12 protein-coding genes are annotated in these 17,462 nt (G+C 57.0%); all 12 read left to right on the top strand.

Features of this window, described 5'->3' with window-relative positions:
- Positions 1-14: 14 nt before the first annotated feature.
- Positions 15-1,904, top strand: coding sequence for an excinuclease ABC subunit UvrC (uvrC, locus tag B5F76_RS01090; RefSeq protein ID WP_087349802.1), 1,890 nt, complete (start codon positions 15-17; stop codon positions 1,902-1,904).
- Between the two features lie 193 nt (positions 1,905-2,097).
- Positions 2,098-2,973, top strand: a complete 876-nt coding sequence (locus B5F76_RS01085) for an RsiV family protein (protein WP_144268354.1) — start codon at positions 2,098-2,100, stop codon at positions 2,971-2,973.
- Positions 2,974-3,079: 106 nt separating this feature from the next.
- Positions 3,080-4,081 carry a hypothetical protein gene (locus B5F76_RS01080; RefSeq protein ID WP_087349798.1) on the top strand — a complete coding sequence of 334 codons (1,002 nt, stop codon included), beginning with the start codon at positions 3,080-3,082 and terminating at the stop codon, positions 4,079-4,081.
- Between the two features lie 56 nt (positions 4,082-4,137).
- The gene (locus B5F76_RS01075; RefSeq protein WP_087349796.1) at positions 4,138-5,247 is read left to right on the top strand and encodes a YIP1 family protein; all 1,110 of its coding nucleotides are present in this window, start codon (positions 4,138-4,140) and stop codon (positions 5,245-5,247) included.
- A gap of 438 nt (positions 5,248-5,685) precedes the next feature.
- Positions 5,686-7,113 carry a sodium:proton antiporter gene (locus tag B5F76_RS01065; protein WP_087349792.1) on the top strand — a complete coding sequence of 476 codons (1,428 nt, stop codon included), beginning with the start codon at positions 5,686-5,688 and terminating at the stop codon, positions 7,111-7,113.
- A 219-nt stretch (positions 7,114-7,332) separates the two neighbouring features.
- Positions 7,333-7,917 (top strand): TrmH family RNA methyltransferase, encoded by a 585-nt coding sequence (locus B5F76_RS01060; protein WP_087349790.1) that lies wholly within the window; start codon positions 7,333-7,335, stop codon positions 7,915-7,917.
- A gap of 44 nt (positions 7,918-7,961) precedes the next feature.
- Entirely contained in the window at positions 7,962-10,919 is a 2,958-nt protein-coding gene (gene uvrA / locus B5F76_RS01055) for an excinuclease ABC subunit UvrA (RefSeq protein WP_087349788.1), read from the top strand.
- A 278-nt stretch (positions 10,920-11,197) separates the two neighbouring features.
- Positions 11,198-11,458: a type II toxin-antitoxin system RelB/DinJ family antitoxin gene (locus B5F76_RS15045; RefSeq protein ID WP_087349786.1), complete on the top strand. Its 261-nt coding sequence runs from the start codon at positions 11,198-11,200 to the stop codon at positions 11,456-11,458.
- Positions 11,459-11,731, top strand: a complete 273-nt coding sequence (locus B5F76_RS15040) for a type II toxin-antitoxin system YafQ family toxin (RefSeq protein WP_087349784.1) — start codon at positions 11,459-11,461, stop codon at positions 11,729-11,731.
- A 376-nt stretch (positions 11,732-12,107) separates the two neighbouring features.
- Positions 12,108-13,139, top strand: a complete 1,032-nt coding sequence (argF, locus tag B5F76_RS01040; RefSeq protein ID WP_087349782.1) for an ornithine carbamoyltransferase — start codon at positions 12,108-12,110, stop codon at positions 13,137-13,139.
- A 95-nt stretch (positions 13,140-13,234) separates the two neighbouring features.
- Entirely contained in the window at positions 13,235-14,857 is a 1,623-nt protein-coding gene (locus B5F76_RS01035) for a sigma-54 interaction domain-containing protein (protein ID WP_087349780.1), read from the top strand.
- A gap of 414 nt (positions 14,858-15,271) precedes the next feature.
- The gene (locus tag B5F76_RS01030) at positions 15,272-17,449 is read left to right on the top strand and encodes a glutamine synthetase III family protein (protein WP_087349778.1); all 2,178 of its coding nucleotides are present in this window, start codon (positions 15,272-15,274) and stop codon (positions 17,447-17,449) included.
- The last annotated feature ends 13 nt before the right edge of the window (positions 17,450-17,462 follow it).

Genomic DNA, 17,462 nt, shown 5'->3' with positions numbered 1-17,462 from the left:
CCGCACAAAAAGCCATGGAAAAGCCGGATCCGCAAAGCATCCCCAACTCGCCCGGAGTCTATCTCTACCGGGACGAGGGGGCTCACGTCATCTATGTCGGCAAGGCACGTATCTTGAGAAGACGCGTGCTCTCCTATTTTCGCAGCGACATTCCGGCCAAGACCGCGGCCATGCTGTCCCATGCCAAGAGTCTTGAGTATCTGACCACCACCACGGACAAGGAAGCCTTCTTGCTTGAGGCAAGCCTCATCAAGAAGTACAGGCCCCACTACAATATCCTGTTGCGCGACGACAAGCAGTACGCGCTCTTTCGTCTGGACGTAAAGGCAAAATATCCGCGCCTTGAGATAGTGCGTCACGCAAGACGCGATCAGGCCCGCTACTTTGGTCCCTTTACCTCGGCGCTGTCTGCAAGGCAGACCTGGAAGCTTTTGCACAAGGCCTTTCCCCTGCGCAGATGTACGGACAGGGCCATGCGCAATCGCGTGCGCCCCTGCCTCTACCACCACATGGGACAGTGTCTTGCTCCCTGCATGGGCAATGTGGCGGAAAAGGACTACCACGAGCACGTGGACCACGTCTGCCAGGTGCTTTCCGGAAAGGCGGACACCTTCCTTGCAGATCTGAAGGAGAAGATGCTGAAAGCATCGGACGATCTGGAGTTCGAACAGGCTGCCTTCTACCGCGATCAGATACAGGCTGTGGAGCGGACCATCGAGCAGCAGGCAGTGGTTTTGCCCAAGGGCGGGGACATGGACGTCATTGGCCTCTACGCTGCAGAGGAGGGGCTTGCCCTTGGCATCATCTTTGTGCGCTCTGGCGCTGTCATGGACGGTCGGGCCTTTTTCTGGCAGGGCCTGGACTTTGGCGACGCATCCGAGCTCCTCTTCAGCTTTGTGGGCCAGTTCTATATAGACGCGCTTCCCCCTGGACGCATACTCCTTCCTTGGATTCCCAGGGATGGGGAGGACAGTGATGCAGACGAGACCGGCACGGCTTCCGGAACATCTTCCGGAACCTCGAGGGATGTCCTTGAGCAGGGACTTTCCGAAAGGCGCGGGGGGCCGGTGCGCCTGGTCGCTCCGCAAAACGCGGCGGACAACAGGCTGGTGGACATAGCCCAGGGCAATGCCAGGGAGGAGGCATTGCGCAGGAAAAGGGCAGCGCAATACGGGCCCTTGCCAAGCATTGCAAGGCTTTTGCACCTTGAAAAGAATCTTTCCCGCATAGAGTGCGTGGATGTGTCCCACACGCAGGGAAAGCAGACCAGGGTGGGCCTTGTGGTCTACACGGAGGGTGTTGCGGACCGAAAGTTGTGGCGTGTGTACAACATGCCGGACAGCAACGACGACTACCAGACCCTGCATGCCTGGGTGGCAAGGCGCCTTGAAAGCGGACCACCCTGGCCGGATCTTTTGCTTGTGGACGGCGGACGCGGTCAGGTGGCCTCGGTTGTGCGCGCTCTGAAGGAAAAAGGCTCGGAAGACCTCTTTGCCGTGGCAGGCATAGCCAAGGCCAGGGACGAGGAGGGGCATGCGGACAGGCGTGCAGGCAATGTGGCGGACCGCATCTTTGTGCCAGGGCGTTCAAACCCGCTTCCCTTTCGCGAGGGAAGCCCGGAGCTGCTCTTCCTGCAGAGTGTGCGCGACAGCACCCACCACTTTGCCATCACAAGCCACAGGAAGGCCAGATCGCGCACGGCTCTTTCTGCAGAGCTCATGCGCCTGCCAGGCATTGGTGCTGCCACGGCAAGGCTGCTCTGGGACCATTTCTCATCTCTTTCAGCCATGCAAAAGGCAAGCATTGACGAGCTTGCGACCATACCTGGCATAGGAAAGGCCAGGGCCCAAAAGATCGCGGCCTGTCTGGCAGATCTTGCCGGGGAAGGCAGCAGAAGGGACTGAGGCCCTGCGGTACTGCTTTCGTCTCTTGCGCCCGTCTTTTTTTGCCCCTGGCAGGAACAAGGGCAAAATCTCATTGACAGGCCAGTGCGGGCAAGGATAGAGGCTTGCGCAACATTTGGCAGCCACAAAGCGCGCCTTTTCCTCATTCTCCCCTTTCCCCCTTTTTGATGATCTCTTCCCGGTCGTTTGTTCCATGTCGTCCGCACTTGTTTTGCACAGGCCTTTGCTGCTTGTCCTTTGTACCATTTTCTGGGAATGCCTTGTTCTTTCCCAGGCATCTTCCCTGTTAAGCGCACCATTGCTCAATCTGGAAAAGTACCTGTATCTTCAGCAAAACAGCCAGGATCCGCCAAATCCCGACGACGCAGGGCAAGCTGGAAGAACCGCACAGCCAGGCGAAGCAGCCATCCGCGCGCAGGGCGGGGCTGGCCAGACGGCTGTGACGAAAGCTCTCCTTGAGCGCACTGGGCGCAGACACAGTCCCGACATACTCTTTCAGTACCCTCGCTTTGGCAGGAGTGACGTTGACCGGGACATAGAGGCCTGGGTCTGGCATCTGGCCTCCACCTTCGAAAACGACTTTTCCTCCCCGGAACTGGGCAGGACAGGCGTTTTGCAGGAAGACTACAATGTGGCCTGGCTCAATGCGAGCTACACTGTCTTCAGGGCATCCTCTGTCTGTGCGAGTGTGGTCTTTGACGTGTGGATGCACACGGGCTCATCGCGCTTGAGCCAGGACATCCTCACCCTGAACTACAATCTCTTGAGCGGGCAGAGGCTGAACATAGTGGACATATTCGAGAATGTGGACACTGCCCTGCGCATCCTTTCCCGCGAGTCGCGCAAGCAACTTTTGCAGGGTGCCGGCAGGCTCCTGCAGGAAGACATAGAAGACGGAACCCTTCCCCTGCCGGAAAACTTTGCGAGCATAGCCCTTACAAGCCGCGGGATCCGGGTGTACTTTCAGCCCTATCAGGTGATGCGCATGCCGGACGCGAAGGATGTGGAAATCCCCCTGGAAACCCTCATGCCCGCTGGTCCACTGCTTGCGCTGTGGGGCAGGGAGTAGGCCGGGCTTGGGCCGCGCGCGATGGCGGCCCGGACAAATTTTTTTAGGAGGTGGCGTTTGACAAGCCTGAAAGCCCAAGGGGCGTTCAAGCTTGCGCCAAAAGAGCATGAACAATTTGATACAAAAGGCTACGGACCTTCTGCAGGGCAGGGGCAGGCTGCTCTTTCTGACCAGATTCGGCTCGGATCTCTACGGTACAAGGGTGGAGGGCATTTCGGACACGGATGTGCGCGGCATATTCCTGCCCATGGATGTGCCAGCCTCTCTGGAAGAGGCCTGCATGCAAAAGGGTGTGCACTCTTCGACCAGTGTGTCCGACCAGAAAAACGGACCCCAAGACGAGGACATGGATCTTCTGCCCCTTGAGCGCTGGCTTTGCCAGATGCTGCCCCTGGGCAACACGGGTGCCCTGGATCTGCTCTTTGCGCCGACCAATCCCTCCTGCACACTGTACTGCCACGAGGGCATGCGGGAAGTGTTCGACAATGCCAAAACCTTTCTGAACCTCGCAAATGGCACAGGCTGCCTTGCCTACTGCCAGGGTCAGGGCAAGAGCTACGGCATGGCAGGCACGCGCCTTGGCGTGCTCTACCGCGCGCTGCGCATCCTGGAAAGGGTGGACGGCAGAAAGCGCCTTGAAGAGGTGGCAGAGGAAATTGTGGCTGAAATCGCCACCCCGCAGTACTGCAAGCTGGCAGAGGACAGGGGACTGGTTCTTGCGGAACAGTGGCACATGGGCCGCACAAGGGTGGACGAAGTCTTGCCGCGCCTCAAAAAGACATTGCAGCCCAATATCGAGCGCATAGAGCTTGCAAGAGAAGACAGGGATATAGACTGGAAGGCCATGTCCCATGCTGTGCGCGCCATACGCCAGCAGGAAGAGCTCCTTAGCACAGGTACCCTGCGCTATCCCCTGGCCTGCAGGGAGGAGATCTTGCGCATCAAGAAGGGCGAGTGCACCTTTGCCGAGGTCGAGGAGCTGGTACGTTCCGGCCTGGCTTCCCTTGAGGAAATGCGCAAGGTCTCGGCCTTTGTCACCAGCCCCGACTTTGAAAGGATTTTTGCCGAGGCAAAAAGGGTGCGCAAACTGTGCCAGGGCCAGGCCTAGCCTGAACGCCTTTTTTGATTTTTCCCATTTCCCTGCCGCCCGAACGAGGACCGAATATGAAGATACAGTGCCCCAACTGCGCCTACACCAGAGAAATGGCAGACGAGCGCATCCCTTCAGGCGTTGTGACAGCGCGCTGCCCGCAGTGCGGCCAGACCTTCCGCTTTTCCAGGGAGAGTGCAGACAGCGAGCAGGAGACAAGGCCCTCTGCAGTGCGCCTTTCCTCGTTGTGCAAGGACAGGGACGCTGAAAGGCCAGATCCGGACACTGCCCCGAAGGCGGATGCCGAAGTCAGTGTTTCCCAAAAGGACGCGGCCCCGGATCTTCCCCAGGGCGCAGTCGTGCACGAGCAGGAGGAAAACCTCTTTGCAAGGCCCCTTGCGAGGAAGGGTGACGAGAACACAGAAAATCCGGATGTCCGCAATGTCCGCGTTGACGAGACAGGGACATATCGTGAAGAGCCCCTGAAGCGTGAAGATCGCAAGAAGCCAGAGGCTATCGGGGCTTCCGAGGCCCCCGAGAACCCTGAGGATCGCGTGCACACGGAAGACGAGGAGGGTTGGAGCTTCAACCCCTGGGAGTGCGCTCGCACCCTGCAGGAATACGTGCCTGCCCTCTACCAGACCTGCCTGCGCGTCATGTTTGCACCGCAGCGCTTCTTTGCGGGGATCGTTCCGAGATCGGGCCTGCTTGCCCTGGCCTTCTTCCTCGCCATCTGTGTCTTGCAAACCCTCATAGAGCATGTGTGGAGCATAGCCTTTTTCAGCTATATCATGCCCACCACCACGGATCCGGAACTGCGTCAGCTGGGCGAGCTCATCTCCGGCAAGGGGAATTTCCTTTTCTGGCTTGTGTTGCGCTGCGTCATGCTCTGCCTGCAGCTCTACATCTATACGGCCATACTTTTTTTGTGCTGGCGCCTTTTAGCACGCGCACAAGCGGACTTTTCCGTCATACTGCAGGTCTTGTGCTACGCGCAGGCTCCGCTCATTCTCTGCATCATTCCAGGCGTTGGCACCATTGCCGGCATGATCTGGAGCTTTGTGTGTGCGCTTGTCGGCTGCAAGGTGGCCCTGCGTCTTTCTTGGGCACAGACAATCCTTGGCGCTGCCCCGCTCGTTTTGCTCATCGCCTTTTCCTACATGCACTTCATGTCCCTTCTCTAGCCTCAAGCTTAGACCATTGCCCAAGGCTCAAGGACAAAAAAACAGACCCTGCGGACAAAAAGCCCGCGGGGTCTTTTGTTGTGCAAAAAAAGAAGGGGCAGTGGAGGAATGAGGCAAGCAACGAGAAGATATTGTCTTTCTGACAGACATAAGCGAGCGTGAATTTGGCAAGAACAAGAGCGAAAAATGCAGGGAAATGTTTCACACGAAGTGAAAGAAAGGGGCAGGAACAGGGAACAGCGTCTTGTGAAATAGGGAACAAGTTTTGCATTTCCGTACAGAAAGTGTCCCAAGACTGCATCTGTCATTGACATTTTTTGCCAGTCTACTAATGTACAAGCAAGTCAGGTGCGCTGACTTTTCTCTCGACAGACGTTTAGGCCATCCCCTGGCCTGTATGCCCCATGCGGCATATCCCCGAGGAGGAATCTGAATTTTATGAAACGCTTGACCCTGTTGTCGGGACTTGTTCTGGCAATCCTGACCCTTGTGCCCGGCCTTGCCGAGGCTTCCGAGGCCCTGCCTCATATTCCGGGCGCGGAACTTTCCATTCTCTGGGCAGTTCCCTTTGCCTGCATGCTCCTTTCCATTGCCCTTGGACCGCTCTTCTTTGCCCATTTCTGGGAACATCACTTCGGCAAGGTCGCAGTGTTCTGGGGCATGGCCTTCCTTGTGCCCTGTGCCATTGTCTACGGCCCAAGCACAGCCATCTACGAGGGCTTGCACTCCATTATTCTTGAGTACATTCCCTTTATCATCCTGCTCTTTTCCCTCTTTACGGTCGCAGGCGGCGTGCGCCTCAAGGGCTCGCTTGTCGGCACTCCTGCAGTGAACACAGGCCTTTTGCTCACAGGTACCGTGCTTGCCAGCTGGATGGGTACCACGGGTGCAGCCATGTTGCTCATCCGTCCCCTCCTGCGCGCCAATGCCCACAGAAAGTACCGCGTGCATCAGGTGGTTTTCTTCATCTTCCTTGTGGCAAACATCGGCGGCTCCCTCACTCCCCTTGGCGACCCGCCGCTCTTCCTTGGCTACCTGAAGGGCGTGGACTTCTTCTGGACCTTGCAGCACCTCTTGTTGAAGACCTGCTTCATGACAGTGATCCTGCTCGGACTCTACTTTGTCATCGACACCATCCTCTACAAGAAGGAAGGCTCTCCCATGCCGCCCCATGATCCCAACGCTGCAGAAGAAAAGCTCGGCCTCGAGGGCAAGGTCAACCTGATCCTGCTCCTCGGAATCGTTTTGGCAGTGCTCATTTCCGGTGTCGTGGACCTTGGCGAGCTTGGCTCCATCATGGGCATACACATTTCCACCTCCGGCACACTGCGTGATGTTGTCCTGCTCATTATCGCATGGCTTTCCTGGAAGCTGACCTCGAGAGAAAGCCGCGAGCTCAACGGCTTTACCTGGGGTCCCATCCTGGAAGTGGGCAAGCTCTTCTTCGGCATCTTCCTCTCCATGATTCCGGCAATCGCCATTTTGCGTGCAGGCACGGACGGTGCCCTGGCAGGCCTTATCAACATGGTGTTCCATGACGGCCAGCCAGTCAACGCAGCCTTCTTCTGGCTCACTGGCGCTCTTTCGAGCTTCCTTGACAACGCTCCGACCTACGTTGTGTTCTTCAACACCGCAGGTGGTGATCCGCAGACCCTCATGACCACCATGGCAGACACCCTGGTCGCCATTTCCGCTGGTGCCGTGTTCATGGGCGCCAACACCTACATCGGCAATGCGCCCAACTTCATGGTGCGCTCCATTGCCGAAGAGCGCGGCGTGCCCATGCCCAGCTTCTTTGGCTACATGATGTGGTCCTGCGGCATCCTTGTCCCGCTCTTCCTCGTTGTGACCTTCATCTTCTTCTAAACCGAAGAAATTCCTCTTCTTTCGGGCTCCCGGTTTTTTGCCGGGGGCCCTTCCTTGTTTTGGGTGCCCTCCAATGGCCTGGGCCAGACCTGTTGCACAGGGCGAAAATTCACAGTATTTGCTGGCTCGACACTCATAGCCTTTTTCGGACGTTTCCAAACTGGCGCATGGCCTCATGCGCCCCAAACCCAAATCCCGGCACAGGCACAGGAGCAGAACATGCCAAAAATACCCACTGAAAGGCGGCGCGAGAAGATGGCCAGGGTCCTGCAGCACAGGCAGCCCGACCTCACCCTGGTTCTTGCCAATATCCACGATCCCCACAATGTCTCGGCCATCTACCGCTCCTGCGACGCCTTCGGGGTGGAATCCGTACATCTGTACTACACGGACACGGCCTTTCCCCTGCTCGGGCGCAAGTCATCGGCCTCTGCCCGCAAGTGGGTGGGTACAGTGCGCCACAGGGACGAGAAGGAACTTAAGGCTGCACTTTCAGGCTACCAGATCCTTGTCACGGACTGTACGCCGACTGCACGGCCCCTGCGCTCCTACGATTTTACAAAACCCACGGCCATAGTCCTTGGCAACGAGCACAGCGGTGTGGCTCCGGAACTTGCAAACATTGCCACTGGGGAGCTCTATATTCCCATGTACGGCATGATCCAGAGCTTCAACGTCTCTGTGGCTGCTGCCATCATCCTTGCAGAGGCAAGCAGGCAAAGGGAACTTGCCGGCATGTACGACTCCTGCCGCTACGACGAGGCAATCTTTGAGGCAAAACTCGCGGACTGGATAGAACGCTAGTCCAAAAAAGAAACACCGACCCCTCCCATTTTTCAGATACGAAGATGACGCAAAATCCCCAAGAGAGCGCAAAAGCAGGCTCGCGCTGCATCCATATAGAACACGCGCGCCAGCACAATCTGCACGACATAAGCCTTGATATTCCCCGCGACGAGCTCGTGGTCATCTGCGGGCCCTCGGGTTCCGGCAAATCCACGCTGGCCTTTGACATTGTCTATGCTGAAGGCCAGAGGCGCTATGTGGAAAGCCTCTCGGCCTATGCAAGGCAGTTTCTGCCCAAGATGGACAAGCCGGACGTTGGCAAGATCGAGGGCCTCACACCTGCCATAAGCCTTGAGCAGAGTACGACCTCCCACAACCCCCGCTCCACAGTGGGCACAGTGACGGAGATCTACGACTTTTTGCGCGTCTTCTTTGCAAGGCTGGGCAAGGTCTATTGCCCGAAGTGCGGACGGCCCATTGAGGCCAGATCCACGGACGAGATCCTGGAGGAAATCCTGGGCTTCGAGCAGGGGACAAGGATCATCGTCATGGCGCCCTTGGTCGAACTGCAAAAGGGAACACAGGCGGACAGGCTCAAGAAACTTAAAGCTCGGGGCTTTGCCAGGGTGCGCGTGGACGGGGTCATGTACACCATCGACGATGTGCCGCCCCTGGACAAGAATCGCAAGCACAGCCTGGATCTTGTGGTGGACAGGCTGGTTGTGAAGGAGGGCGTGCGCTCCCGCCTTGCGGAATCCGTGGAGCTGGCCCTGAAGGAAGCGGAAGGGCGCCTTGTGCTCCACTGCCCGGACAAAGCGAAGGAAGAACAGGACAGGCTCTATTCCACAACCTCGGCCTGCCCTGTGTGCCATATCTCCATGCCAGCGCCAAGTCCGCAGCTCTTTTCCTTCAATACGCCACAGGGCGCCTGCCCCCGCTGCGTGGGCCTTGGCACCATAGACTACTTTGAGCCGCGCCTCATTGCCCCGAACAGGGGTCTTTCCCTGAAGGGCGGAGCCCTTTTGCCCTGGGCGGACAAAAAGGTCCTTGCCCGCTACGAGGAGGCTTTGACAGCCCTTGGGCAAAGGCACGGCTTTGACCTTCAGACACCCCTGGAGGACTTTGGCGAGGAGGCCTGGCTTGCGCTCTTCTATGGGGAGGACGAGGAGGGCAGGCCTTCGACCACATCCCCGGGACTTCGTCGCAACTGGATGGGCGGAAGTGTCGCAGTGTATGCCACAGGCGACTACCAGTCGGATCACTATGAGTTTGGCAAAAAGGCCAATCTCGCAGTCACGACCTTACGCTGGCCTGGTGTCGTGCCATTGCTGGAACAGGGCATGCAGTACGGGGACGCCTGGCGCGACGAGCTTGCGCGCTACCGTCAGACTACGGACTGTCCCGACTGCCATGGGGCAAGGCTCAAGCCAGAGGCATTGTCCGTGCGCGTGGAGGATTTGAATATTGCCTCATTTTGCTCTTTGTCCGTTGAGCGCGAGCTTGCCTGGCTGAACGGCCTGCACTTTGGCGGGCGCTGGGCGCTCATAGCGAATCCGCTTTTGAAGGAATTGCGCCACAGGCTGGGATTTTTGCAGAACGTGGGCCTTGAATACCTCTCGCTTGCCAGATCCATGGTGACGCTCTCGGGCGGCGAGGCCCAGCGCATACGCCTGGCCTCCCAGCTTGGGGCAGGCCTTGTGGGCGTGACCTATGTCCTGGACGAGCCTTCCATTGGCCTGCATCCGCGCGACAACGAGCGACTTTTGCAAACCCTGCGCTCCCTGCAGCGCAGGGGCAATACGGTGCTTGTGGTCGAGCACGACGAGTCTACCATCTGCGAGGCGGACACTGTCATAGAACTTGGGCCGGGCTCCGGTATACAGGGCGGCAACGTGACCTTCGAGGGTTCCGTGGCAAGCCTTCTGGAAAGCCAGACCCTCACTGCCAAATACCTGCGCGGGGACATGTGTGTACCCATGCCGGAGGAGAGGCGCAGCCCCAGGGGCGAGATAGTCCTGAAAAAGGTCACCACCAACAATCTGCAGGGCATGGACGTGGCCTTCCCCCTGGGCGTGCTCACCTGCGTGACCGGTGTCTCTGGTTCCGGCAAAAGCTCCCTTGTGGTGGACACGCTCTACAAACACTTGTGCCTGCGTCAGGGCCTGCGCGTGGACAACCCCGGAACCATTGGCGGGATCGAAGGGGCAGAAGAAGTCGAGAGGGTGGTTGCCATCGACCAGACGCCCATTGGCAGAACGCCCAGATCCAATCCGGCCACCTACACCAAGGTTTTCGACGAGATACGCAACATCTTTGCCATGACCCCGGACGCAAGGCGCAAGGGCTACACGCCAGGGCGCTTCAGCTTCAATGTCTCGGGCGGGCGCTGCGAGACCTGCAAGGGCGACGGGCAGATACAGGTGGAGATGCACTTTCTGCCGGACGTGTACGTGACCTGCGATGTCTGCCACGGCAAGCGCTACAACCACGAGACATTGCAGGTGCGCTACAAGGGTCTCAACATATCCGAGGTTCTGGAGCTCACGGTAAGCCAGGCGCGCAACTTCTTTGCAAGCTACCCGTCCCTTGAGCGGCGCCTGGGGGTTCTGGAAGACGTGGGCCTTGGCTACATTCAGCTTGGACAGGCAGCCACAACCCTTTCGGGAGGCGAGGCGCAGCGCATAAAGATAAGCCGCGAACTGGGAAAGCGCAGCCTGCCTGGCACGCTCTACATCCTGGACGAGCCTACCACAGGCCTGCACATGCACGAGGTGGGAAAGCTCATAAGTGTCCTGCACGCCCTGGTGGACAAGGGTGCAACCGTAGTTGTCATAGAGCACAACACGGACTTTATCCTGGCTGCGGACTGGGTCATAGACATGGGACCCGGAGGCGGCGAGCGGGGTGGGCGCATAGTGTCTTCGGGAACACCGGAAGGGATAGTTGCGGATCCGGCCTCGATCACGGGACGCTTTCTCATGGAGGAGAGGAAGGCAAGGTTGAGACGCAGGGCCGGGTAGATGGTGCAAGGACATAGGCGATCTGTTTTTGCACCATAGACGTAACCTCTGAGATGCAAATAGAGCTTGGCAGAAAAGGCCAATGAGGGGATACCTACCCACAAATCCCCTCGAAGAGTTCCAAGATTGATACTGATCTTGACAGTGTGCTCAAATGAGCTACAATCCTAATGAAGCAACGGCCATCACGATTTCCGATAGAGGAGCCAACCTCTATTTCACTGATAGGGGTGTGTCGGAAGACACATGAATTGTTTGTTTGGAAAGGAGGTAGACAAATGTCTGCTAATGATTATGTGCGCGCACGTATCAATCCTGTCATCAAGAACGAAGCTGCTGTGGTGCTGGCTGGAATGGGCCTGACTGTCTCTGATGCATGTCGTATGATGCTCACAAAAATAGCCATTGATAAGTGTTTGCCTTTCGGTGTAGAAATTCCCAATGAGCTGACTCGAAAGACTTTGGAACAGGTGGACAGAGGCGAAAATCTGCATCGAGCAAAGGATGCGGAGGATCTTTTCCGTCAATTGGGTATCTAAATGCGTAATCCCGTGTATTCAACACAGTTCCGTCGTGATTTGAAAAAGATGGAACAACGTGGCTATGATATAGAAAAACTCAAAACTGTTATTTTGCTTCTGCTAAATGAAGAAATACTTCCTCAGGAGTATAAAGACCATCCTTTGAAAGGCTCTTGGAAACCGCACAGAGATCTGCATATTACTCCAGACTGGATATTGATATATAAAATAAATGGAGACGATTGTATATTTTCCCGTACTGGTACGCATGCAGACATATTTTATAAATAGAACAAAAGTATATTTATCTTGGTTGTTATTACTTGCAGCACTAGTGTCCGTTTGCTTTTAAAATGAAGTTTGATAGAAAATACATGGCTCATGAAGGTAACCTTTATGGGCCTTTTTTGTGCAATGCTGGTCCTTTGAGAGGAGTGGAGGGGCGGGCTTAAGTTGGTTTGAGACTTCAGGCAAGCTACAATGAGCCTGAATTTTCCCAAAAAGAACACTTTTTTGTGACGTGCAAGTATTTGCCAAAGACTGTCTTTCGGTATACGTTCCTTTTTTCACTCCCGAAAATCTCCCTGCCTGGGAAGCCTGGCTTCCCATCCCCCGGACAGGGGCTTGTGCGGGAGGACATTACTTCTCCCGGAGGAGATAGAATTCAATGAACAGGCTGTCCGGACGGCATTTTCTCAAGGAAATCGACTTTACCCCAGCGGATCTCGAATACCTCATCGATCTCGCGGCGCGTCTCAAGGCCGCCAAGAAGGCCCGCAACGAGCCAAAACTCATGGAAGGGCGCAACATTGCCCTTTTGTTCGAAAAGGACAGCACAAGAACGCGCTGCTCCTTCGAGGTGGCTGCGCACGACCAGGGCGCACATGTGACCTATATTGGCCCCAGCGGATCGCAGATGGGCAAGAAGGAGTCCCTTGCGGACACGGCTCGCGTCTTGAGCGGCTTTTTTGACGGCATTGAGTACCGCGGTTTTGAGCAAAAAAGGGTTGAGACCCTTGCAAGGTACAGCTCTGTTCCCGTGTGGAACGGCCTTACCAACGAGTGGCACCCGACCCAGCTTCTGGCTGATATGCTCACCATGAAGGAATGCGCAGGGCACTTGAAGGGACTTACCATGGCCTACCTTGGCGATGCGCGCTACAATATGGGCAATTCCCTCATGATCGTGTGCGCCATGCTTGGCGTGAACTTCCGCTCCGTGGCACCCAAGAGTCTTTGGACCAGTGACGACATCTTTGCAAGGGCTGAAGAGTACGCAAAGCTTTCCGGTGCGAAAGTCGAGCGCACAGAAGATGTGCAAAAGGGTGTCGAAGGCTGTGACTTCCTCTACACGGACGTATGGGTCTCCATGGGCGAGCCCGACGAGGTGTGGAAGGAGAGAATCGAGCTTCTGTCTCCCTACAGGGTGACCAACGAGGTCATGGACATGACCGGCAACCCAAACTGCGGCTTCTTGCACTGTCTGCCGGCCTTCCACAACCGCGAGACGACCATAGGCGAGCAGATCTACCAGAAGTACGGCGTAGACTGCATGGAAGTGAACGACGACGTCTTCGAATCCGAGCGCAACAAGGCCTTCCTTGAGGCGGAAAACCGCATGCACACCATCAAGGCCGTGATGGTGGCAACCCTGGCGGATACGGACATAGACGCTGCCCTGGCAGAAAGGGGCTTTTAGAGAACATTCAGGGCCCGGAAAGACTGGCCTTTCCGGGCCGGATACAAACGCCTTTTTTCTTAGCTTGCGCAAGGGATTGTGCCATCGGGGGATGCATGGATCTGGAACGCAACAGAAAGGATGACTGGAAGGATGTCGGGGCCAGTGGCAACCTCTTTGCCGCGGACTTTGACGAGATTTCCGACAGCGCGCGGGGAAGCGGCTACCTGTCCCTTCTCTTCGAGATAGCAAGGGTCTTGAGCTCTACGCCGGACGTCAAGCAAAGCCTTGAGGGAGTGCTTTCCCTTTTGGCCCAAAGACTGCACATGATGCAGGGCACCATCACCCTGGTGTCCCCGAAAAGCGGGCAGATACGCATAGAGGCAAGCCATGGCCTGAAACCCTCAGAGCGCTCGCGCGGGCACTACCATCCGGGCGAGGGCATCATAGGGCATGTGGTACAAAGCGGCGAGCCCATGTACATCTCGCGTGTCTCCGAGGAACCGCGCTTTTTGAACAGGACCAGATCCCGCGATCTGGAAAAAAGCGACATTTCCTACATCTGCGTGCCCATACGACTGAACCGTCAGGTGGTGGGTGCTCTTTCGGTAGACAGACTGCTCACGGACGATAAGCGCCTTGAGGAAGAGGAGCAGCTGCTCTTCATCATAGCGATGCTTTTGGGCTACGCCGCCTGGGAAACGCAGCGCAAGATGGACGAGAGCATGGCCATGCCAGGCAGGCCCAAGGGCTTTATCGGCAATTCGGATGTGATGCGCCATGTCTATGCCCAGATCATGCAGGTGAGCCAGTCCCAGGCAACGGTCTTTGTGCAGGGCGAATCCGGCACAGGCAAGGAGCTTGCGGCAAGGGCCATACACGATGCCTCCTCAAGGGCAGAGAAGCGCTTCGAGGCCATCAACTGTGCGGCTCTTCCGGAAAACCTCATAGAAAGCGAGCTTTTCGGCCACGAGAAGGGGGCCTTTACCGGAGCCGTGAACACCCGCAAGGGGCGCTTTGAGCTGGCAAACGGGGGCACACTCTTTCTGGACGAGGTAGGCGAGCTCTCGCTCCTTGCCCAGGCAAAGCTTTTGCGCGTCTTGCAGGAGCGCAGCATTGACCGCATAGGCGGAAGCTCTCCCATACCAGTGGACGTGCGCCTTATCACAGCCACCAACAGGGATCTGGAAAAAATGGTGGCAGAGGGCACCTTCAGACGCGATCTCTACTACCGCCTGAATGTCTTTCCCATTGTGCTGCCGCCCTTGCGCGACCGTCAGGATGACATATTGCCTTTGGCAAACCATTTTGTGAAACGCTTTGCAAGGGAAATGGGCAGGGAGGATGTGCGCATCTCGCTTGCTGCCATGGACATGCTGCAGCGCTACAACTGGCCTGGCAACATACGCGAGCTGGAAAACGCCATGGAGCGGGCAGTGCTCCTTTTGGGCAGCCAGAACCTCATTTTGCCCCAGCATCTGCCAACGGTCATGCACGTGTATGCTGGCACAACCACAAAGGACGGAAAGCCTGCGCAAAAAAGGGCAGCAGCGACCCTGCAGGAACATCTGGACGAGCTGGAAAAGGCCTGCATCATAGACGCCATGGAGGCAAGCGACGGCCAGATAGCCCGCGCTGCCGCAGCGTTGGGACTCACCCAGCGCATTTTGGGCCTTCGTTTGAAAAAGTACGGTATCAGCTACAAGGACTTCAGACACAAAAAGCAGGCCGATGCCTGAGGTGCAAAAACGACAAATTTGTCATTTTTGTGCTTTTGGCAAGAGTGTTATGTGATTTCGGCATCTTGAAAGCCCATAGTGGAAAAATATCAGTCCAGGACAGGCGCTTTCAGGTATAAAAAATACAAATTTGTAGATTAGAGACAAAAATTGTGCGCAGGCAGCTTCATGAAATTCGTGAGGGTGCCTGCGCCCTTTTTTTGCAAGGACTGGAAATGGCGGGAAAAACGCTTTTGTTCACAAGCCGTTTGCACTGCTTCTTGCCCCAAAATGAGCTTTTGGCACGCTCCTTGCTTTAGGGGAAGAGCGGGCGAAAACGTCCGGACAACTTTCTTCACAAGGCAAGGCGCAAGCCTGCCAGAGGGGATGGGCCAGGGGATGCTTCCCCTGGACGGTTTTCCCGGGAGAATCACGATGACACAAGCAAGAACACAGGCTGTCTTTGCGGCCCAGGCAACGAGCCCTGTCACAGGGACCACAGGCCACAAGAGCACAGACGAGATATTTGGCGAATACGTCTTCACCCTGGAGGAGATGCGCAAGCGCCTGCCGAAGGATGTCTACAAGAACCTTGAGCGCATCATCCACAGCGGTGGTCGCCTCGATCCTGCCATGGCGGACAGCGTTGCTGCTGCCATGAAGGAATGGGCCATGGCAAAGGGTGCCACCCACTACACCCACTGGTTCCAGCCCATGACCGGAACCACTGCGGAAAAGCACGATGCCTTCCTCTCTCCCGTAGGCGACGGCAAGGCCATCAGCGACTTTTCCGGCAAGATGCTCATAAGCGGCGAGCCGGATGCGTCCTCCTTCCCGTCTGGCGGCATACGCTCTACCTTCGAGGCCCGCGGCTACACGGCCTGGGATCCGTCCGTGCCGGTCTTCGTGATCCCAGGACCCTATTCCGCAACCCTGCACATTCCCACCTTCTTCTACTCCTATTCGGGCGAGGCGCTCGATCGCAAGATCCCGCTCATCCGCTCCATCGCTGCCCTCTCGAAGCAGGCTCTGCGCATACTGCGCCTTTTTGGCAACACAACGGCAACAAGCGTACATGCACAGGTGGGCCCCGAGCAGGAATACTTTTTGGTGGACAAAAACCTCGCAGCCCTTCGTCCGGACCTTTTGCTCTGCGGAAGGACCCTTCTTGGCGCCCCCTCTCCCAAGGGGCAGGAGCTTGAGGACCATTACTTTGGTGCCATTCCCTCCCGTGTGCAAAGCTTCATGGAGGATGTGGAAAACGAGCTCATCCGCCTTGGCATCCCAGCCAAGACCCGCCACAACGAGGTGGCGCCAGGCCAGTTCGAGCTGGCTCCTGTCTACGAGGACGCCAACATGGCCTGTGACCACAACATGCTCACCATGAACATGATGCGTCACATGGCTGCCAAGCACGGCTTTGTCTGTCTTCTGCACGAAAAGCCTTTTGCCGGCGTGAATGGCTCCGGCAAGCACAACAACTGGTCCATGTCCGACAACGAGGGCCACAATCTTCTGAACCCCGGCTCAACGCCGAGAGACAACGCCCAGTTCCTGGTTTTTCTGGCAGCAGTGTTGCGCGCAGTGCACAAGCATTCTGTGGCCCTGCGCCTTGGAACCATCGGTGCAGGCAACGATCATCGCCTTGGCGCCAACGAGGCCCCGCCGGCCATTATCTCGGTCTACCTTGGCGATCAGCTGAACGAGGTCATAACCAGCATCATCACAGGCGAGCCCATGCGCAGCCACAAGGCAGGCAGTATGGAGATTGGTGTCTCCTCCCTGCCGCCCCTGCCGGTGGATCTTTCCGACCGCAACAGGACAAGCCCCTTTGCCTTCACCGGCAACAAGTTCGAATTCCGCGCTGTGGGTTCCTCGCAGTCCATAGCTCCTGTGAACATTGCCCTGAACGCGGCAGTGGCCTGTGCCTTGGACGACATTGCAACCCAGCTTGAGGCAGCAGTTGCCGCAGGCGCAAGCCTGAACCAGGCCCTGCAGGACTTTTTGCCCAGGGAGTTCAAGGAACATCTGCCTGTCATCTTCAACGGCAATGGCTACGCGCCAAGCTGGACCGAAGAGGCGGAGCGCCGCGGACTTCCCAATCTCAACAACACCGTGGACGCCCTTGAGCGCTACTCCGACCCAGAGGTCATGAACGTCTTCTTGCGCCACGGAATCCTGAGCGAGCGCGAGATGCTCTCCCGCCAGGAGATCCTCCTCGACGCCTACGCAAAGGCCCTTGTGCTTGAAGGCCACGTCATGAGCGATATGGTGCTTTCACGCATACTGCCAACCTGCAAGGATGCCGTGAAGGCGGAGGCGGACCTTGTGGCAAGCCTAAAGAACGCCGGCCTCGACACAAAGGCAGAGGCAAAGGAGCTCAAGACAAGGTACGATCACGTGCTTGCCATGGAGGAGCTTTGCGCAAGGCTCGATGCGGCCATCACCCACGTGAACTCCATTCCGGATGTGCAGGCAAGGGCCAGGGCTGCCAGGGACGAGATACTCTCCCTCATGGCAGAGCTGCGAACCCATGCGGATGCCATGGAAAGGGTTGTGGACGACGCTTGCTGGCCCCTTCCCAAGTATTCGGAATTGCTCTGGATCCACTAGGGATTACTCTGGA

Origin of the sequence: Desulfovibrio sp. An276 (assembly GCF_002159665.1) — a bacterium.
Classification (GTDB): Bacteria; Desulfobacterota; Desulfovibrionia; order Desulfovibrionales; family Desulfovibrionaceae; genus Desulfovibrio; species Desulfovibrio faecigallinarum.
Note: the sequence above shows the minus strand (reverse complement) of the source record. Positions and strands in the feature narration are given on the sequence as shown.